The 17,907-nt window shown below is 69.2% G+C and carries 26 protein-coding genes and 1 pseudogene; 16 read left to right on the plus strand and 11 right to left on the minus strand.

The window, feature by feature from the left end; all coding sequences use genetic code 11:
* Positions 1-74: 74 nt before the first annotated feature.
* Positions 75-419, minus strand: a complete 345-nt coding sequence (locus ACVCAH_RS11530) for a hypothetical protein (protein WP_447136072.1) — start codon at positions 417-419, stop codon at positions 75-77.
* Positions 420-500: 81 nt separating this feature from the next.
* Here ACVCAH_RS11530 and ACVCAH_RS11535 point away from each other — a divergent pair, with 81 nt between their 5' ends.
* The gene (locus tag ACVCAH_RS11535; protein ID WP_447136073.1) at positions 501-713 is read left to right on the plus strand and encodes a hypothetical protein; all 213 of its coding nucleotides are present in this window, start codon (positions 501-503) and stop codon (positions 711-713) included.
* 19 nt (positions 714-732) lie between these two features.
* On the opposite strand, the gene ACVCAH_RS11540 is transcribed toward ACVCAH_RS11535, so the two are convergent.
* The 6 genes from ACVCAH_RS11540 to ACVCAH_RS11565 all read right to left on the minus strand — a co-directional run bounded on the left by ACVCAH_RS11540 (position 733) and on the right by ACVCAH_RS11565 (position 2,634).
* Complete coding sequence (locus ACVCAH_RS11540) at positions 733-1,065, minus strand: hypothetical protein (RefSeq protein ID WP_447136074.1); 333 nt, start codon at positions 1,063-1,065, stop codon at positions 733-735.
* Positions 1,066-1,076: 11 nt separating this feature from the next.
* Positions 1,077-1,331, minus strand: a complete 255-nt coding sequence (locus ACVCAH_RS11545) for a hypothetical protein (protein ID WP_447136075.1) — start codon at positions 1,329-1,331, stop codon at positions 1,077-1,079.
* Complete coding sequence (locus tag ACVCAH_RS11550; RefSeq protein WP_447136076.1) at positions 1,328-1,474, minus strand: hypothetical protein; 147 nt, start codon at positions 1,472-1,474, stop codon at positions 1,328-1,330. Before ACVCAH_RS11550 ends, ACVCAH_RS11545 begins: the two co-directional genes overlap by 4 nt.
* A 132-nt stretch (positions 1,475-1,606) precedes the next feature.
* On the minus strand, positions 1,607-1,762 hold the full coding sequence (locus ACVCAH_RS11555; protein WP_447136077.1) for a hypothetical protein: 156 nt from the start codon (positions 1,760-1,762) through the stop codon (positions 1,607-1,609).
* Positions 1,763-1,834: 72 nt separating this feature from the next.
* A complete protein-coding gene (locus tag ACVCAH_RS11560) occupies positions 1,835-2,131 on the minus strand; it encodes a hypothetical protein (RefSeq protein ID WP_447136078.1) in 297 nt (98 codons plus the stop codon).
* The gene (locus ACVCAH_RS11565; RefSeq protein WP_447136079.1) at positions 2,131-2,634 is read right to left on the minus strand and encodes a hypothetical protein; all 504 of its coding nucleotides are present in this window, start codon (positions 2,632-2,634) and stop codon (positions 2,131-2,133) included. Before ACVCAH_RS11565 ends, ACVCAH_RS11560 begins: the two co-directional genes overlap by 1 nt.
* 165 nt (positions 2,635-2,799) lie before the next feature.
* Here ACVCAH_RS11565 and ACVCAH_RS11570 point away from each other — a divergent pair, with 165 nt between their 5' ends.
* The 4 genes from ACVCAH_RS11570 (at position 2,800) to ACVCAH_RS11585 (ending at position 6,749) form a co-directional block, all read left to right on the plus strand.
* The gene (locus ACVCAH_RS11570) at positions 2,800-3,042 is read left to right on the plus strand and encodes a hypothetical protein (RefSeq protein ID WP_447136080.1); all 243 of its coding nucleotides are present in this window, start codon (positions 2,800-2,802) and stop codon (positions 3,040-3,042) included.
* Positions 3,043-3,164: 122 nt separating this feature from the next.
* The gene (locus ACVCAH_RS11575) at positions 3,165-4,280 is read left to right on the plus strand and encodes a hypothetical protein (protein ID WP_447136081.1); all 1,116 of its coding nucleotides are present in this window, start codon (positions 3,165-3,167) and stop codon (positions 4,278-4,280) included.
* Positions 4,268-5,662: a DnaB-like helicase C-terminal domain-containing protein gene (locus ACVCAH_RS11580; RefSeq protein ID WP_447136082.1), complete on the plus strand. Its 1,395-nt coding sequence runs from the start codon at positions 4,268-4,270 to the stop codon at positions 5,660-5,662. Before ACVCAH_RS11575 ends, ACVCAH_RS11580 begins: the two co-directional genes overlap by 13 nt.
* A 709-nt stretch (positions 5,663-6,371) precedes the next feature.
* The gene (locus tag ACVCAH_RS11585; RefSeq protein WP_447136083.1) at positions 6,372-6,749 is read left to right on the plus strand and encodes a hypothetical protein; all 378 of its coding nucleotides are present in this window, start codon (positions 6,372-6,374) and stop codon (positions 6,747-6,749) included.
* Between the two features lie 533 nt (positions 6,750-7,282).
* Here the strand turns inward: ACVCAH_RS11585 and ACVCAH_RS11590 are convergent.
* Positions 7,283-7,879 (minus strand): hypothetical protein, encoded by a 597-nt coding sequence (locus tag ACVCAH_RS11590; RefSeq protein ID WP_447136084.1) that lies wholly within the window; start codon positions 7,877-7,879, stop codon positions 7,283-7,285.
* Between the two features lie 107 nt (positions 7,880-7,986).
* Between ACVCAH_RS11590 and ACVCAH_RS11595 the strand changes: the two genes are divergently transcribed.
* The 7 genes from ACVCAH_RS11595 to ACVCAH_RS11625 all read left to right on the plus strand — a co-directional run bounded on the left by ACVCAH_RS11595 (position 7,987) and on the right by ACVCAH_RS11625 (position 12,653).
* Positions 7,987-8,394, plus strand: a complete 408-nt coding sequence (locus tag ACVCAH_RS11595) for a hypothetical protein (protein WP_447136085.1) — start codon at positions 7,987-7,989, stop codon at positions 8,392-8,394.
* 54 nt (positions 8,395-8,448) lie between these two features.
* Positions 8,449-9,606 (plus strand): ATP-dependent DNA ligase, encoded by a 1,158-nt coding sequence (locus tag ACVCAH_RS11600; protein ID WP_447136086.1) that lies wholly within the window; start codon positions 8,449-8,451, stop codon positions 9,604-9,606.
* A gap of 106 nt (positions 9,607-9,712) precedes the next feature.
* Positions 9,713-10,939 carry an AlbA family DNA-binding domain-containing protein gene (locus ACVCAH_RS11605; RefSeq protein WP_447136087.1) on the plus strand — a complete coding sequence of 409 codons (1,227 nt, stop codon included), beginning with the start codon at positions 9,713-9,715 and terminating at the stop codon, positions 10,937-10,939.
* A 45-nt stretch (positions 10,940-10,984) separates the two neighbouring features.
* Positions 10,985-11,611, plus strand: a complete 627-nt coding sequence (locus ACVCAH_RS11610; protein WP_447136088.1) for a DUF6401 family natural product biosynthesis protein — start codon at positions 10,985-10,987, stop codon at positions 11,609-11,611.
* A 69-nt stretch (positions 11,612-11,680) separates the two neighbouring features.
* Complete coding sequence (locus ACVCAH_RS11615; protein ID WP_447136089.1) at positions 11,681-12,010, plus strand: type II toxin-antitoxin system RelE/ParE family toxin; 330 nt, start codon at positions 11,681-11,683, stop codon at positions 12,008-12,010.
* A 2-nt stretch (positions 12,011-12,012) separates the two neighbouring features.
* The gene (locus ACVCAH_RS11620) at positions 12,013-12,327 is read left to right on the plus strand and encodes a helix-turn-helix transcriptional regulator (RefSeq protein WP_447136090.1); all 315 of its coding nucleotides are present in this window, start codon (positions 12,013-12,015) and stop codon (positions 12,325-12,327) included.
* A 29-nt stretch (positions 12,328-12,356) separates the two neighbouring features.
* On the plus strand, positions 12,357-12,653 hold the full coding sequence (locus ACVCAH_RS11625; protein WP_447136091.1) for a hypothetical protein: 297 nt from the start codon (positions 12,357-12,359) through the stop codon (positions 12,651-12,653).
* 75 nt (positions 12,654-12,728) lie between these two features.
* Here the strand turns inward: ACVCAH_RS11625 and ACVCAH_RS11630 are convergent, their stop codons facing one another.
* Complete coding sequence (locus tag ACVCAH_RS11630; protein ID WP_447136092.1) at positions 12,729-13,043, minus strand: hypothetical protein; 315 nt, start codon at positions 13,041-13,043, stop codon at positions 12,729-12,731.
* A 141-nt stretch (positions 13,044-13,184) separates the two neighbouring features.
* Between ACVCAH_RS11630 and ACVCAH_RS11635 the strand changes: the two genes are divergently transcribed.
* The 3 genes from ACVCAH_RS11635 (at position 13,185) to ACVCAH_RS11645 (ending at position 15,399) form a co-directional block, all read left to right on the plus strand.
* A complete protein-coding gene (locus tag ACVCAH_RS11635) occupies positions 13,185-13,619 on the plus strand; it encodes a winged helix-turn-helix domain-containing protein (protein ID WP_447136093.1) in 435 nt (144 codons plus the stop codon).
* Positions 13,620-13,898: 279 nt separating this feature from the next.
* Positions 13,899-14,705, plus strand: coding sequence for a hypothetical protein (locus tag ACVCAH_RS11640; RefSeq protein WP_447136094.1), 807 nt, complete (start codon positions 13,899-13,901; stop codon positions 14,703-14,705).
* A gap of 154 nt (positions 14,706-14,859) precedes the next feature.
* Entirely contained in the window at positions 14,860-15,399 is a 540-nt protein-coding gene (locus ACVCAH_RS11645) for a hypothetical protein (protein WP_447136095.1), read from the plus strand.
* On the opposite strand, the gene ACVCAH_RS11650 is transcribed toward ACVCAH_RS11645, so the two are convergent.
* Positions 15,370-16,896 carry a recombinase family protein gene (locus ACVCAH_RS11650; RefSeq protein WP_447136096.1) on the minus strand — a complete coding sequence of 509 codons (1,527 nt, stop codon included), beginning with the start codon at positions 16,894-16,896 and terminating at the stop codon, positions 15,370-15,372. The two genes, ACVCAH_RS11645 and ACVCAH_RS11650, sit on opposite strands and share 30 nt — an antisense overlap.
* Positions 16,897-16,928: 32 nt before the next feature.
* Between ACVCAH_RS11650 and ACVCAH_RS11655 the strand changes: the two are divergent.
* Positions 16,929-17,117: pseudogene (locus ACVCAH_RS11655) on the plus strand (MBL fold metallo-hydrolase); the annotation flags it as partial.
* Positions 17,118-17,235: 118 nt separating this feature from the next.
* Here ACVCAH_RS11655 and ACVCAH_RS11660 read toward each other — a convergent pair.
* On the minus strand, positions 17,236-17,901 hold the full coding sequence (locus tag ACVCAH_RS11660) for a DedA family protein (protein WP_447136097.1): 666 nt from the start codon (positions 17,899-17,901) through the stop codon (positions 17,236-17,238).
* Between the last annotated feature and the right edge of the window lie 6 nt (positions 17,902-17,907).

Below are 17,907 nucleotides of genomic sequence, written 5' to 3' on the forward strand. Positions count from 1 at the left end.
CGGCGTCCCTTCGCTGGTGTCGTGTGGCTGGCGGCCCCGCCCCATGAGGGCCGGGGCGGGGCCGGTTGTGTCGGTCAGTTCCGGAAGCACTCGAAGTTGAAGGTGACGTCGCCGCCGTCGGCGTCGAGGACCGCGATGTCGCTCACCGAGCCGGCCCGCGCGACGACCTTCCCGATCCGCTCCACGCCGACCGCGTCCAGCTGGCGCACCATCGCGCCGCCCGGCGTGGAGTACCGCAGCGTGTACATCGGCGGGGTGCCGAGGTCGCGGCCGGTGACGTAGCCGGGGATCTGCTCGCTGCACTCAGACCAGGTGGGGCGGGTCCGGTCGGTGAGGACGGTGGCGATGCCGGTGGTGACGCCGTCGGCGGTGCGGGCGGTGTAGGCGATCAGTCGGCGGTTCGTGGCGGTGGCCTGCATCTCGACTCCCTTATTTTCGGCTACATGTAAACACTAACTCCGACTGTTGAGTGTGTCAAGGGGAACAGTTACCCTTGCCTCATGCCACGACCGACCTTCACCCCGGACGACGCGCAGCGCGCCACACTCGACGCGCTCGCCCGGCTAGCCCGTCGCCGCAAGAAGCTCGACGAGGAAGCCGACGCGCTAATGGCGAAGGCCGATGAGCAGGGCATCCCCGTCAGCTGGATCGCCGACCACGCCCAGGTGCAGCGCAAGACCGTTTATCGGCACCTCGGGCGACCGATGGCCTGAACGGCAAACGGAGACAGGCCTAGCCGACCGGGGCCCGCTGGCAGGACGGGCACCTGTCCCCCTGCCAGCCGTCCTCCTCCGCCGCCTCCCACGCATACTCGGCGGCGGCGAAATGGTCACCGTCGCCCAGCAGCTGACCGCAGCCGCCACACACGAGCACCAGACAGCGTTCGTCTTCCAGCTGCGGCCGGGGCGGGTTCGCCATCGGGTTCTGCGCGAACAGATGCCACCGCACGGCGTCGATCTCCGTCAGGGATGTGGGGTCGCCGGCCGGCCAGTGCCAGTCCTCCAGTTCACCCGCGTGGTGGACGAGGAGGATCCAGCAAAGGCCGGGAAGGGGTTTCAGCGGCACGCCGTGAGCTCCTAGTTGCCGAGGGGGACATCGGTCCAAGCGGCGATCAGGCCGGCCCCGTCACGCCAGACGTCGTACGTGCCGTTGCCGACGGCGGTGACGAACCAGCCGCGTCCGTAGCCGCGTACCTGCACGACGACGGGCTGGCTTGCGGCGAGCTGGGCGCGGATCCGGTCGGCCTGGTCGGCGTAGGCCTGCCCAGCGATGGACGGCGTCGCCCGGCGGTGGATGGCCGGCGGGACGGTGGTGAGCGTCGGCGGGGTCACCACTTGCCGCCCTCGCTGTGGACAGCGGCGCCGATGCCGGTGCGCTGAGCCGGGGGCCGCGCTTCGGTGCGCAGGGCCGCGAGGATGGTGGGGACGCAGGCCGGGCACTTCGCGCAGCTGCACCTGGTCGTAGAGTTGGCCATGACGGCCTCCTTGGGCGTCGGTGCCCGCCGGGCGTTCGCAGCGCCCGGCCTGGGCGGTGGTTCCTGCTTGGGACCAGGGCGGGGCGCGGTGCTTGTCGAGGGCTGCCGCGCCCCGCCGCATCTCTTCCGGCGTCAGCGGCTGTAGCCGAGCGAGGCGAGGATGGCCGCGCGGCGGGTGTTGCCCCGGCCGGGCCGGACGCGGATCGTGGTGTGCTTCCCGTCGACCCGGATCGTGCGGGTCGGGCGGATCTCGGCGGCGGTACGGCCGACGGTGACGCTGGCGTACATGACGACCTCCTGGTCGATCGCTGGAACGTGCCGGGATAGGGGCCCTGCCCGGGGGAAGCCGGGCAGGGCAGATCAGCTGGCCGCCGGCCGTGGCAGACAGCGGATGTACGACGTCGACGGAACCGTCATCCCCCACCGCCCGCCGTCCGCGTGCGCGATACGGGTGCCGGCCGGGAACGTGCCGTCGTGCAGCAGCGGCCCCTCGTACGGGGCCAGCGTGTCGACGCGGTGCGGCTCGCTGAGCAGCACGATCACGTCGCCCGGCTCGAGAGCGGCGCCGAGGATGTCGACGACGCCGAGGTGCCGCTCGGTGTCGGTGAGGCTGGCCGGGTCGGGAACCCGCACCGCGGGAAGGGTGGCCGTGGCCATCACGCCACCGCCTTCGCGCCGCGGTCGGTCAGGGTGGCGGAGGTGATGACCCGGCGGGCGCCCGTCCCGGTGGCGTAGTTGAGGGTGACCAGACCCTTGCGGGCCAGCGCCTGCAGCTGCACCACGGTGGCGGCCTTCGACCGGTTGATGGTGCCGCCGTTCGCGGCGGCCGCGCGGAGGACTCGCAGCGCCGGGTCGGACGGGGCGGCGAGGTGCGCGCCGGCCATGGTGGGGCGGACCTGCCGGTGGCGGCCCTGCGCGGCGAGCGCCTGCAGCGGGTTGGCGGCCGGCTGCTGCTCGGCGCGGTACATCTGGGCGTAGCCGCGGGCGACGAGCCGGGCCTCGGCCTCCGTGGTGTAGCTGCCGCAGTTGTCGTCGACGCGGAGGGTGCCCTGGTAGACGGTGACCGTGTAGGCGCCGTCGCGGACGTACTGGACGGTGATCCGGACCCGGCCGACCTGGTGGTCGATGACGTCGCCGGGGTTGAGCAGGGTGATGCTCATGTCGGGCTACCTCCCGATCGGGGCTCGGCGGGTGTTGGCGCACCTGCCGTGCCGTCTTGCTGATGCCTACGACATTAGGCGTTCCCTCTCTTGCATGTCAAGGACATTGGGCATACGATCCTAGGCGAAGTTGCTTAGGCCAAAGATCCGCACGACCATGAGGAGGTGAAGGAACTGAACGAAATCGTGCAGGCATTCCACGCCATCGACGCCGCCGAGCGGCACTACAGAGAGGTGCTACGCAAGCACCTCACGGCGGGCACCGTGCAGCAGGTCGACGTCGTGAAGGCGCTGAACCGCACCCGCGAGATGATCCGCCGCGACGCCATGACTGAAGAGGAGCGCGCCGAAATGCGGCGAGCGGACGCCGAACGCAAGCGCGCCAGACGCGCCACCAGCCAGAAATAAGACGGGGCCGGCAGGCGCGCCAACGCCTGGACTCCGGCCCCTTGACGGAGAGGTAGCTCCGCCCGCATGAACGATAGCGGCTGCGCATCCGACACCACGCACCAGACGCCGGCGGCCCGCTGATGGCCATCATCCGCGGGCGCTTCGCCACGCGCAGCTTCACCCAGGTGCCCAACCACTGGCTGCGGGACCCGCGCCTGTCCTACAAGGCCAAGGGCATCCTCGCCTACATCGCCTCCCACCGCGCTGACTACGAGCTGTCCGTCGAGCAGATGGCCGCCGAGGGACGCGAGGGCCGCGACGCGATCCAGTCGGCGCTGCGCGAGCTGGTGGCCGTCGGATATCTGGTCCGGCGGCAGCGCCGCAACCCGGACGGCACGTTGGGCGGCATCGACTACCGGATCGTCGAGTCGCCCACGGCCGGCGCAGCCGTGGCCGGGAAATCCGGTCGCGGCACTGAGCAGGGAAAACAACCTGATTCCGCAGGTCAGGCCGCAGACGGGAAACCCGGTCGCGGATCTGACCAGGGCAAACAACACGTCTCCGCAGGTCAAACCGCAGACGGCTTTGCCGGCGACGGAAAATCCGCGTCTAAGAAGACGATCTCTCAGGAGACGAAGAACAACGAAGAAGACTCTCTCTCGCCGCCGTCCGGCCCGCCGCCGCCCGATCGGCGCTCGCATCCCGGAGAGAGAGACGAGGCTTCTCCGAAGCGAGAGCCCTCGGACCTTCCCCGCCGGTTCGTCCTGCGCCACGGCGCCACCGCGGACGAGGCTGCCCGGGTCGTCGCCGATATCCGGGCCGCATACACCCCGCGCAACAACGGCTGGTGGCGCACCGTCGACCGGGAAGGCGACCTCGGAGACATCGTCGCCCAGGCGCTGGCCCGCATCCGCACCACCCCAGCCGACGCTTCGACTCCAGCTGAACAGTCGCTACAACCATCACGTTGTGGTGCCTGCGACCCGAGCCGCCTCGTCTGGGTCCGAGCCGCAAACGGCCGGATCGCGATGGCCCCATGTCCCGCCTGCCACCGACGCGGCAAACCCCTTCCGCCCGGCGCGATGATTGTCGACGGCCCGGAAGTCCAACCCGACATCACACCCCGCCCCGCAGGGCCGGCCCCAGCCTGCGGTCGACCTGCCTGCCGCAACGGCTGGTACCGGCTCGGCGTCAACCGGGTGCGCTGCCACATCTGCCCCGCCCCGCCAAAACAGGAGATCGAGTGCTCTTCCTAGACCGCCACATCGACCCCGACGCCACCCCCCTGCAGTGGCTACTCGACAACCTCGCTACCGCCGACACCTTCCACTCCCGGGTCGGCTACCTCGACCGCGCGGGCGTCACCCTCATCGCCGAACCGCTACGCGCCATGCTCGACCGCGGAGGCGAAGCACACATCGTTGTCGATGCCCGCGACGACCGGCCCCGCCGTGGCGACTTGGCGTGGGTCCTGGAGATGTTCGAGCCCTACCGCGAGCGGGCCACCATCACCTTGGTTCGCGACGTCGATGCGCTGCACGGAAAGGTGTTCGTCGTCCGTGCGGCGGACGGTCAGCACCGGGCACTGGTCGGATCCGCCAACTTCACCGCCGCCGGCCTGTCGAGGAACTGGGAAGCGTGCGTCGCGATCGAGCCGGAGGACCCGGCGCTCGATCAGGTGGTGACGTCGGCGGCCGCATGGCGCACTCACCCGGCCGCGATAGCCGTCGACCTGGGAACCCTGGCAGCCTTCGCTGAAACGAACTCGCGACCGCCGACGGGCGTCAGTCGCTCAATCCCTGAACTGCTGCTTTCCACGCTCGACAGCATCGAGGCGGCAGGTACCGGTACTGCTTCCGGCATAGCCACTGGTTTTATGGTGCTGGACAGGCTCCTTGGCGGACTTCATCCGGGACAGCTCGTTCTGGTCGCTGGCCGCCCGTCGATGGGTAAGTCGACCTTGGCACTTGACTTCGCCCGCTTCGCTGCCGTTCGCCAGGACAAGCCGACGTTGCTGATGTCGTTCGAGATGACCGAGGCAGAGGTGATGCAGCGGTTCGTGTCGGCCGAGGCGCGCGTCCCCTTGCACGTCCTCCGGGCGGGGCAACTCAGCGACGACGACTGGAGAAAGCTTGCCCGGACGATGGAAGCGGTTCAGGAGGCGCCGCTGTACGTGAACGACTCGTGCTCGTCGTCGATTCGGCATGTCGCGGTCGAGGCGCGGCGAGCCGTGGCTGAGGATGGTGTGCGCTTGTTGCTGGTGGACTACTTGCAGCTGTTGCATGTGGATCGGCGGGTGGAGTCTCGGCAGCAAGAGGTGTCGGAGATTTCGCGTGCGCTGAAGCGGCTGGCGATGGAGTTGTCGGTGCCGGTTGTGGCGGTCAGCCAGTTGAGTCGTGCGTCGGAGGCGCGCACGGACAAGCGTCCGATGTTGTCGGACCTGCGTGATTCGGGCGGGCTGGAGCAGGACGCGGACGTGGTGATTTTTGTCCACCGAGACGACTACTACGACAAGGAGTCACCTCGCGCGGGCGAGGCCGACCTTATCGTGGCAAAGCAGAGGAATGGCCCGACCGACCAAGTAATTGTCGCAGCCCAGATGCACGTATCCCGCTTTGCCGACTTGGTGATCGAGTGAAGGAGCGCCGAAGCCCCCCGTGACTGACTTCGCCACTGTGCCGCAGCCGGGCGACCCGCTCGCCCGGCTCCTCACCGCCGGTGTCAGAGGTGACCGATGACCACGGTCGCAGACATCCTCGAGGGCATGCCCGTCTGGGCCGCGCCCGCCCGGAACGTGTGCACCTACTGCGCTTCGCCCGGCCGCGAGCGCGTCCAGGTCCTGCCGCCGCCCCCGCCAGCCGGCTGCTGCCGCGTGTGCGGTGACGAGCTGGAGCCGCTGACGTGTGTGCCGGGCGTTCCGTGCGAGCCGCCGCATGATGCTTGCCCGGACTGCGGGGCCGCGGCGGAGTTGTGCACGGCGTGCGAGGGCGCCGGTGTGGGCGGCTGCGTGTTCTGCCACGGCACCGGCCGGGAGGTGCCTAACCACTGCTGCGACTGCCGGGCTGCGGCCGTGGACTGCCGCTGCGTGTACGTGGTCACGCCGCGTGGCTTGGAGACCGCCCGATGAGCGACCCTGCACCGAACTTCGAGGTGTTCAGGCGCCCGCGAAGAAATGTCCGCCGATCGTGGACAATCTGCGTCAGCGATGAACGGCTGGTAGTTCCCAACCCGGACTGCCCGAACGCCGACCAGCACACCCCATACCCGGCCGGCTACCTCGACTGGGATGGCTGGGCCATGAGGATGGCGGACAAGCACGACCAGCACCGATGCCCAGGCTGCGGGCTGTGGTCGATCTGGACGCCGAAGAGGATCAAGGAGCTACCACCGTGACGGACCTGCCTGATGTTGACCTCGCCGCCGAGGTCACCGAGTTCACCAGCCTCCTCCGCGCCCGCCTGATCGGCGCGTTCGACGAGGCCAGCCAGCCCGGCCAGTCCTCGCCGGAGACGTTGTGGAATCGGGTCCATGGCGTTGACACCATTCAGGCTGACAGCATGCAGGAGCTCGCCGACAAGGTCAGCGACATGCTGGTCGTCAAGCGCGGCGTCGGCGTCCTCGTTGCGGCGCTGCTCGCTGTGGAGCTTGCTAAGCAGACGGGCCGGTCTGCTCTTGACCACATCACCGACGTGGAGCGGACGTTGGTCGAGGGTGCGCCGTCGTGAGCTGCCTGACGGCGCAGCGACAGGCCGCCTTCGACATGGGCCGGCGTTGATCGAGCCTGACGCCGATGAGTGGCCTCCGCCGATCGACTGGCCAGAGCATGACGGGCCCCCGCCGCGGATCGTCATCGGCCACCGGTACCGGCCTCGGGTGTGCGCCGGCCCTGACTGCACACTGCCGCCCCACGTTCGCTGGCGGGTCGCGTACGGCGGCTACCTGTACGGCCAGCTTCGCCGTCTCGGTGAACCGCTCGACTTGTGCGACGTTCACGAGCGGGAGGTGGTCGACCTCTGTGGCGCCGACTGGGACGACGACGTACCCACCCCGCCGAGGCAGCGCACCGCAGAGCCTGACGCCGATCTCAGCGGCCCGGGCGGCGTCGCTTCCTGATCGCCCACACCCCGCCGGCGACGGCCAGGGCGAGGGGCAGGATGCAGCAGATGGTGGCTACGGCGACGTGCCACGGCTTAAGGGCTCCCATGGCGTGCGACGGTAACGGCTTACCTCAACCAGTGCGACCCTGCCGGCTCCGCCGTCAGTCCACGATTCGCTCCGGCTGCTGGCTGTCGCGCCGCCTCCAGCGGATTCCAGCCATGTCCGTGAACGTGACCTCGATCCTCACCGATTCGGCTAAGACATCTGCAGCCAACGGGAACTGGATGCGGCCACCGTTGGGCGCCTGCACGATCCCGTCGAATGGCAGCTGCTCCTGCGGTCCAAGCACCCCTCGGGCCATGAGCCGGGTGTGGATCTCGTTGTCGTGCTCGATGATGAGGTCTACTTCCACGTCGAGGACGGGGCCGTGCCCGTAGTTCGCGACGAACAGCGTCAGCCGGCCGAGCGTGCCGTCGGCGCCGAGGGCGAGGCCGACGTCGGAGATGACCACGGTCCTCGCCTGCTGCGCCTCGGCGTCCCGCCGCTCCGCGCGCGCGAACTCCCGATCCTGCGCCGCCTCGGCACGGTCCTGTGCGGCCTCGCGTGCGATCCGGCGCCCGGCCCTGATCTCGTACAGCAGCAGTAGTCCGGTGAAGATCGCTGCGAGCAGGCCGATCACCACCCCCGCGATGCCGCTCCAGCCTTGCATCCAGTCGGTGACCTTGGGCTCTTCGGCGGCGGCGATGATCGGAAGCATCGGCGCATGATGTCTCACGACAGTCAGTCACACTGTCGTCTGCGTGACAGGCACCCGGGGCGGCACAATCGTCACCCGACCCCTGACAGGACCGACGGAGGTCCGCCATGGCAGCATCCCCCGCCCCGCACATCTACCGCCCGCTCTACCCCGACCGGCTGCGGCTCCTCCTGCCCTACGACCCCCGCAACCGGGCATGGCTGCACGAGGAACTCGGCTGGCGGATCCGCCCCGACTACAGCAAGCAGCACCGCCGGTGGCTCATCGCCCGCAACCATTTCACCGTCCTCGTCGACGCCCTGCTCGACCGGTTCGGCCAGGTCGACGCCACGATCGAGTTCTCCACCACCCAGAAGTGCGACACCCGCTGCCGTGAGGCGACAGGCGATGACTGCGAATGTTCCTGCTTAGGCGAGCACCACGGCGGTGGGCTGTGGGATGGCTGGATCCAGGTCGGCGAGACTACGCTGATCGCCCCCGGTCGGCAGGTGCGACACATGAGGATCACCCGGTAGTGGTCGCGCGGACGATGAAGGCTTCATCGTCCTTTGCCGCGCCGATCGCATTCGTTGTATCCGATCTACATCGCGTCGTGCCGTCGCCTCGCCGACGATGAGCGAGGGGGCGGCGATGAGGAGCGTTCACAGCCCGCGCAGGCGTTGAGACTCGGGCAGCGGCGGGTCGGGGCATCTGATCCGCGTCTGCGGCCGCCTATCGCGCCGATGCTCGCCGCGCCCGTCGACCAGGTGCCCGAGAGACCGGATTTGGTGTACGAGCCGAAGTGGGACGGGTGGAGGGCAATCGCCTTCCGGGAGGCTACGACGGTCTACCTCCAGTCGCGGGCTGGGCGGAACTTGACTACCTACTTTCCGGACATCACCCGGGCGATCCGGGCGAGCATTCCACCCGGGGTGGTGCTCGACGGGGAACTGGTCGTGTGGGAGCGGGGACGGACCAACTTCGCGCAACTTCAGCGTCGGGTTACGGCTGGTCGTGGTCTCCTGCGCCTGGCGCATGAATGCCCGGCCCACTACGTGGTGTTTGACCTATTGGCCGACGTTGGTGGGCGGGTGATGCTGGACGTTCCGCTGGCGGTGCGGCGGGCACGTCTGGCGCGCCTGCTCGCAGAGGCGCCGGCCCAGGTGGCCCTTACCCCGCAGACCAGTGACATGCCGCAGGTGGATGAGTGGCTGCTGCATTGGACCGTCGCAGCGGGGATTGAAGGCGTCGTGATCAAGCGGCGGGACGGGCGGTATGAGCCTGGCCGCCGGGGTTGGGCCAAGTTCCGCACCCGCTTCGCCACTGAGGCGATCGTCGGTGGCGTGACGGGCAGCATCCGTAGCCCGGAGACGCTGCTTCTGGGTCGGTTTGACCGGCGGGATCGGCTCCGCTACACGGGCCGCAGCCATCCGCTGGCTGCCGGTCAGCGGGAGGAGCTCGGCGCGATGCTGTCTCCGCTGCGGGCTGCGCAGCGCCGTGGTGCCCTCGTGGTGCACCCGTGGCCGGAGCCGCTACCTGCGTCCTGGTCGGGTCGGTTGGACCGGCCGGAGCCGCTGCGGTACGTGCAGGTGGAGCCGACGGTGGTGGTGGAGGTAGAGGTCGACACCGCGTTCGAGCACCAGCGGTGGCGGCACCGGGTGCGGTACGCGCGGGCCCGGCCTGACATGTCGGTGTACGACGTGCCGCTGCTGCTGGGCGAGGAGGAGGGCTACTTCGGCGAACCGTGAGGGCCGCCTGTGCCCGGCTACGGTGCGCCGCGGGGTGGGGACCCTGAACGTCAGTCGCCAGCTGCACTCGGCTCGACGTCGCACTCATGTGCCACGATTGGCCGCTGTGAGCAGACCACGACGTTCCTGGGACTGGGACGACTGGGCGCAGGCCGCCGCGGATGTCGCCTCGGGTGAGGTGCACGAGCACCAGCAGTTCGAACTCAAAGCCGAGAACTACGGCAACGGTGAGAGCGCCAAGAAGGAGTTGGCCAAGGACGTCGCAGCCCTCGCCGTTGATGGCGGAACCCTGGTCATCGGTGTGAAGGAGGACAAGCCGACGGGCCGGGCTATCGCCCTCAACCCGGTCGAGCTCGCCGGGCAGGTGGAACGGATCCGTCAGGTCTGTAACGCACGGATCGACCCTCCGCTGGGGATGACGGTGACCGACGTACCCAACCCCGTCGACCAGGCAACCGGGTTGCTCATCATTGACGTTCCCCCAAGCCCGTTCGCACCTCATCAGGTCGACGGGCGGTACCTCGGCCGCGCCGACCGCACCGTGTATGTGCTGTCCGACGCCGAGGTCTTTCGGCTTTACCGACTCCGCGAGGTGACCGCAGACGCAGCCGCCAGCGAACTAGAGCGCGCGTGGCAGAAGGGGCAGGACCGGAACCTCGGTCCGTCCACCCTCACGGTGGCCATTACGCCGGCGCCGGTCTTGCAGCCCGAGATCCTCAGGGACCAGCTGGCGCGTGGGCTCCCGTGGCTTGACCCGGTCACCCAATCCGCCGAGGCTCGGCTAAGGGGGCTCAGTGGCGAGAGCCCATTGGCAAAACTCGTGTGGAGGGATGCCCACCTTCCGTTCGGGAGCCTGACCGCCACCCCTGTTCCGGACGGCTTCGCGCTCATATATGGCGGGAAGCAACCTTCCCTGCTCCTGGAAGTGTCGGAGTCCGGCGCGGTGGCGCTCGTGTCGAGCGACAACGTGGGCGAGAACCAGGGCTATCCGGATTACGGGAAGTTCCTGGACCACTTCAAGGTCTTCACGTTCACTGCTATGGCGTTGGCGGTGTTCTCCGAGGTAGCTCAGCAAGCCGGTCTGCGGGCCCCGGTGAACGTTGGCGTGCGGCTCGACGGGTTGAAGGACGCTAAACCGCAACGGGCAAACAGGTCGACGGTCTGGGATAATCGGGTTCCCTACCCTGAGGTGTGTTACCGGCGGACGACAGGGGCGACACCGGCGGAGCTGGCCGAGGACCTGGCGCCCGTGATGGATCGGTTGTTCGGGCCGCTGACCCGAGCTCTAGGGTTGGGCGACCCGCTCCGCCAGTCACCGGGCGGCGGTACCTAAAACCCGGGGTGCGGGCGGCGCGAGACATCGGTACGTTCCCTCACCATGCCCCGCATCGCGAGCCTCCTCCTGCTCTCGTCTCTGCTGCTGTTCTTCGCCGCCGGCTACGCCACCGTCGCAGCGCCCCGTTTGTCTGGCAGCCGAGCGGTCACCGCTCTGCTACTCGCGCAGAACGCCACAGCCACAGCGCTCGCGGCGGTCGCTGTCGGCACTCGTTCTTGGTGGGATCTGGTCACCGCACTGATCCTCGGGGTCGCTTCGGTAGTGCCGTGGGAGCTGCACCTGGCCACCCGCGCTGGCCGGCCGTCGCGGGTGCTGTGGCGGCAAATCAGTCGGACTTTGGCGCAACGGCGAGGAGGGCGCCGGCTATGGACCCTCACAGAGCTGAGAGCCGAGTACGCGCAGACGATCCTCGACGACGCCGAGCAGGATCCAAACCTCGCCGCGATCCTCGACGACTTAGCGGACCGCGTGGTGGACCATGTCAAGGGAGCGGACGACGGCCCTCGGCTCGGGCTGGCTGAGACGCTCACCGCGTACGCCAACGGCTACTTGGATTCACTGAGTGACCCGGGGCGGCAGCCGCTGCGGCCGGGCTATCGGGGCTATTCAACGGACATGTTGATGATCGCTGCGGTGTGTCTGGCAGCGGATCGCCTAGGAACACGCTGAGCACCGGCGGGGTGCGGCGGGGTGCGGCGGACGCTAGGCAACCTATCGCAGTTTTGCTATAGTCGGTAGGTGTCGTGGACCGTCCTCTACCACCCCGAAGCCGACAGCGAACTTCGGGCACTACCCACAACCGAACAGGTAGCAATCGGGCACGCCGTCGAGAAGCTGCAAAGCCAAGGGCCGAACCTCGGGCACCCACACTCAAGCGCCGTCAAGATCGCGAAGAACCTGCGAGAACTGCGCCCCCGGAGTGGCCGATGCCGCTGGCGGGCGTTCTACCGACAAGTAGACAGCGCCTTCGTCATCGGCGCGATCGGGCCCGAAGCCAACGTCAACCAGCGAAAATTCAGCCGGGCAGTAACCGCCGCAGAGCAGAGGATCAACGACCTAAGGGACTAGTGATGAAGCTTTCCGATCTGAAGACCGCGCAGCAGGTAATCGACGAACGCCGCCAGGACCCGGCGTTCCGCGCAGAGTGGGACCGGACAGCTTTTGCCCGCGACGTCGCCCTGCGCATCGTCCAGTACCGCACTGAACACGACCTGACCCAGACCGCCCTCGCACGCATGGTCGGCATGACCCAGTCCGTCATCGCGCGACTGGAGTCCGGCGACCAGCCACCGTCCATCGCCACCCTCGCCAAGCTGTCCAAGGGCACTGGCATGGAGTTCGACGTGAAGATCACGCGCGGCTCCGTCGAGTTCGTGGCCGCCTAAGCACCGTGAGCATGTGGAGACGAGCGCCCATGTCGGACTACCCGTACACCGCAAAACGGCGAATCGACGCCCTGATTAAGTCATTGACGGCGCTGGTCGCCAGCGACCCAGAGCAGCAAGTGCAAGGCTTCGCCGTTCCCGTCGTCGCCGCGGCGCTGGACGACATCAAGCAAGCCGTCCCCAACGACCCGGTTGTGCGGGCCCTCGTTGACCTCATGTCGGCCGACGCGATCGGGAGCGGCGATCCGGTTCGCGCTGCCGACATGCTGGTCATCGCAGAGCAGATCGATGCGGCGATCGGGAGTCGACCGGCGTTCATCGCGTAGCGCCGCGACTGCGCTGGAAACACGAAAGCCCGCCGGCCACCAAGGTCGGCGGGCTTTCACGTACCCCGGCGGCCATCAGTCCATGGAGGGCATCTGCACGCGTCGGGCCCACAGCTGCCAGCCGCCGTCGCTGACTCGCCGTTGCCATCCGTCTGGCTCTGGCCCGTGTTCGAAGAACCGGTCGATGCGCTGCTCAACCCATTCGGCGAACATGGCGCGAGATGCGTCATCGAGGCCTGGCCGGATCAGGGCGTTCACCTCCGCCACGACGTCGCTAGGGCGCATGACCAGGACGCCATTCACGTCTGGTTCGTCATCGCGGCCGAGGCCTGTCTGGTCGTCGAGGAATAGGCCGCGGGCGTTCAGGCGGAGCTCTGCTGGCGATTTCATGTGTGCAAGTCTGGTGCCCTTCGAAGTCTCTTCACCTACCCGACTCGCCGGGCGAAGCTGGTCACGGCCTTTCCTGGCGACTCAACCTGTACCAACATGGTCGGACGCTGCTACCCGCCGTGGCTGGCCCACAATCGCCCGGTGATCAGGCGGGAGCCACCGGAGGTCAGCTCATCAGAGCTCGCCGCGCTGCTCCGCGACCAGATCCTCTCCGGTGAACTCGCCCCCGGCGCCCGCTTCCACTCCGACCGCTGGCTGCAAGAAACCTACGGGGTGTCCCGCAACCTGGTTCGCACCGCAATCGCGATCCTCCGCAACGAAGGCCTGGTAGTCACACGCGGGGGTCACACTTCAAGGGTGCGGCGCGTCTACGACAAGCAGCCGATCGACCCGACCGGGGTGACCCGGCTGGAGACGCGCATGCCGACCGCGCCGGAGCGGGACCTCATGGACGGCCCCATTGAAGAGGGCATCCCCGTGTGGGTGGTGTGGCGCGACGGCCAAGCGGAGCCGGAGCTGCTGCCGGGCGACCGCTGGTACTGGAGCGGCGCAACCGGGGACAGCAGCTCAACTTAACGGCTGCTTAAGTTGCCCGGGCAGAGGGCGGCGGAGAGTTTTCGCCATCTGCCTGTCGGTACAGGTAGAAGTTGCATGCTGAGCCGGTTCAGGCATGATCGGCTACTCACCAGTCAGGATCAACTACTCAAGGTACTGGCCCCATGGTCAGAAGAGCCCCTAACAAGGGCCAGCCGGCGGTTCCACCCCATCAATGATGATAGGGGATCAACAGCAGCAACCCGGATAATACCGGCGTCAGCCCTCAGCACCACTGCAAGGTTTCTTGGGGAGGAACCGATGCGCACCCGGCAGCACGGCCGCAGGCACCACGCTCAACGCCTCCTGCTGCTGACCGGGCTCGGCATAGGCCTCGGCTTCGGCGTCTCCCTCGCCCTCACCGACGACGCCAGCGCCGCCGACGGGGAGCCTGCCACAGACACGATCGCCGTCCTCCGTAGCGCCAACCCGCTCGGGCAGACACACACCCCGCGGCTCGCCGGGGACCTCGCTGACGACACCAGCCATGCCATCGACGGGGCCGCTGCCACGACCAGCCACGCCACGAAGCGGACCACCGCCCGAGCGGACCACGTGACCCCGCCGCTGCCGGTGCTCGACCACGCCGTCGACCGCGCCACCGACCTCACCGAACCGGCGCTGGACGTCGCCGCCCAGCTGCCCCGCCTCGCCGCCATCGATGCGCCGCTCCGGATTCCCCTGAAGCGGCCCGCTGGCGGCGGCCCACAGACCGCGCCCGAGCTGACGGCGACCAGTTCCCCCACGCCGGTCTCCGTCAGCTCGGGCGCACCCGCTCACCTCCTGCCCTGGCAGCACCCCACGACCGCCCCGGACAGGACCACCGGGGCGGTCACGCCGGCCCGGACGTCCAGCCCGGCAAGTATCGCCGCCGCACCCGCCACACCGACACCGTGGCCTGGGCGCTGCGGCCAGCACCCGGACGAGACCGCGACCGTGCACACCCAGACAGCGGGCGATCACACGACCCGCTGGTCGGCCGTCGTAGACCTGTGGCAGCAGGCCACCACCCGGTACATCCACCACCTCTCCAGCCGAACCCCGCCGCCGACGCCGCCGTCCGGCTGACAGTGCGCCTTCCCCGGCGCCCGCCACCGATCAACAATGGTGTGTGGGTGCGACCGCCGCACGCCACCGGACGGCCCTGCGGCGGGGAGACGCGCACCGCGAAAGCGCCGTCTCCGATCCCCCTCCCCAGTACAACGGATTCGGAGCCACCCCCATGTACAACCAGATCGACGCCGATAGCCAGGAGATCACCCGCGTCAATAGCGAACACGCCGAGATCCTCCGGCTCCTAGCCCGGCGGCAGAAGGCCAGCGGCCACCCGTACGGGCCCATCGCCGGCACGCTCGGCGCCGCCGCCTTCGCCACGTGGGGCAGCATCCTCCGCGACGCCCAAGCTGATCCTCTGACCGTCGTCAACCGCGCCTACCTCGCGTGGCTCGCCTTCGCGATTGTGCTGGGCATCGCCGCGTCCGCCGCCACGGTCCTGTGGGCGAGCGTGCGCAGCCAGCGTCAACTCGCCGCGGATGGCGACCGCATCACCGAGTACCGCTTCCAGCATCAGGTCCGTCAGATCCGGGACCAGGTGCTCGCCGGCATCCGTGACCGCGAGCAGGCCGACCGTCGGAAGCGCTGGGAACGGTGGATGGCCGGCAACGGCACCGAACCCCATCCGGAGCCCGGGCCCGACGCGCAGGCCAGCGGCGAACTCATCCCGTTCGACCGGTCACGGGGCAGCCACCGCAGCAGCGGCTGACTCCCCGTCGCGGGGCCGGGGCAAGAACCGCACCGACGTCGGATCGAACCCCGGCCCCCGACGCTGCTTGTCGATCACCACCCGCACCCCGAACGCCTCCATGATTGCCCGCTTCTGCGGGATCGAGTACGACTCCCACCGCGCCTTCGCCTGCTCCCCCACCGACTGCACCACCAACGACAGGTGCGGCGACACCTGGTGCCGTTTCGCTTCCGCCTCCGCCGCCTCGATCTGCGGCTTCAACTTCGCGTTGATGATCCGAACCTGTTCCTTCGTCATGTCGCCCTCAGCGAACGCCACAGCCGCCGCCGCCAGCCGGGCCCGCAGCGCTTCCGCCTTGCCCAGGTACTCCGCCTGCTTCCCCGCCGACCCGGACAGCAGGCCGATCACATCCGGCCGGGACAGCAACGCCACCATGTGGGCGTCCACGAACCGGTCCACTGTTTCCTCGTTGCGGCCGACGCAGCCTCGCGCCTCGCACATGTACAGCCGGGACTTCTTGCCCCATTTCGTGTTGCCCTTCAACGCCACCCGCAGGTGCGCCCCGCACGTCCCGCACTCCCCGATGCCCCATGTCAGCAGGTGCTGCCTCGACGCCGGCCGCTCCACGGTGCGCGACGGGTCCGTCAGCAGCGCCACCACGCGGTCGTGCTTGTCCGGGTCCACGATCCGCGGCCACGCCGCTGGCAGCAGCTGCTCGTCGGGACGGCCGCGGTGGTAGATCCGCAGGCCGATGTTCGCCGGCCGGATCGCGACCTTCTTCACCGACGTCTTGCCCCACAGGGTGCCGTTCTCGTCCTGGCCCTTCGCGCGGTGCTTGCGCCGGTCCCCGGCACGGGGCGCCGGAATACCGCGGGCGTTGAGGTCGTCGGTCACGCCCTTCAACGTGTCCCCAGCGAGCAGCCGGTCCACGATCTCCCGCACCACGTTCGCCTGCTCGATGTGCTCCTCATCGCGGAACCCGACGACCTTGCCGCGGCTGTCGTACTCGTACACCCGCTGCCAGCCGTACAGCACGGCCGCGTTGGCGCGGCCTTCCTCGGCGCGTTCCCGGGCTGCGGACACGACCCGCTCGGCCTTGGTTTCGCTCTCGCCGGTGTCGACCTCGCCGGCGATGCCGGCCATCATCCGGCCCTGCGCGGTGCGCAGGTCCAGCTCCGGCCCGTTGATCGGCTTGATGATGAGCCCGAGCCGGCCGCCGAGGTCGATGCCGGCGGCGCGTTCGGCCCGGTTACGCCACAGCCGGGATGTGTGAACGCATCGGATGCGCGGCTGCATCCCGAGGGGGTTCGGGGCGGACACCGCAGCCAGCAGCTGGTCGTAGCCCTCGCGGGGTGCCGCCTTGAGGGCACTCACGTCGTTGTCGGAGAACTCGCCCGCGATCTGGGCGCCGTCCTTGTCCGACGCCTCCCTGCACTCCCGCAGCTGCCGGGTGACGCCCTTCTCCAGACCGAGTTCGTCTTCGGAGATGCGGGCGTATAGGAAGTCCTCAATCACATCCGCATCGTATGTCCCTCTGAGCGCCCCCGCTATTTCCCGGCGGGGTGGGCAACACCGACAAGGACCCGCAGCGGTTCGGCGCCCTGATCGACGACGTCGAGCGGAAGCTCTTCGACCAACTGCCCGACGAGACCTGGTTCTATCCCGGCCACGGCAAGGACAGCACCCTCGGCGCCGAACGCCCCGCCCTCCCCCAGTGGCGCACCCGCGGCTGGTAACCCAGCCCCACCCAACCCGGGGCACCACCTCAGAGATCACCCAACCGACGGCGGCGGCGCCCGCACGGACGAACCCGGTCCACGACGGGGAGGGGGCCCGCCGTGCCCGGCGCAGGGATCAAGCCTGACCGCCCGGAGCCGGGCACGGCAGGCCCCCTCCCCCAACCGCAACCCCGGTCCCGGCCAGCGACCGCAGCCGCCGCCGCGTACCCAGCAACACCAGCGTGGCGAGCAGCAGGCCGACCGCCATGGTGACCAGCATCGGGCTGGCCGGGCCGGGCAGCAGCCCGGCCAGCGACCGGGACGCGGTACCGAGCACCAGGTAGAGGCCGGCCCAGGCGGTGGCGCCGAGCGTCGCGCAGCCGAGGAACCGCCGGTACGACATCCGCAGCCCGCCCGCGGCCAGCGGCAGCAGCGCGTTGAACACCGGCAGGAAGGGGGCGACCAGCACCATCCGGCCGCCCCCGCGCCGCAGGATCCCCTCCGCCGCCGCCCAGCGCGACTCGCCGATCCAGCCGCCCACCCGGCTGTGCCGCAGCCGGTCCCCCCACCGGCGGCCAGCCAGGAAGCTCAGCGACCACCCGGCCAGGCAACCGGCCACCACGGCGGCGAAGGTGGCCAGCCCGGTGGCCGGCCGTCCCACCCCGACCGCGGCGAGGATCGCCACGTCGCCCGGAACCAGCACCCCCAGCAGCGGTACGGCGTCGAAGAGCATGACCACCCCGAGCACCCCCATGAGCAGGGTGGTGGGAAGCTCTCCGACCTGCGCCAGCCAATCCGCCATGCCCCG

The organism is Micromonospora sp. LZ34 (genome assembly GCF_052981855.1).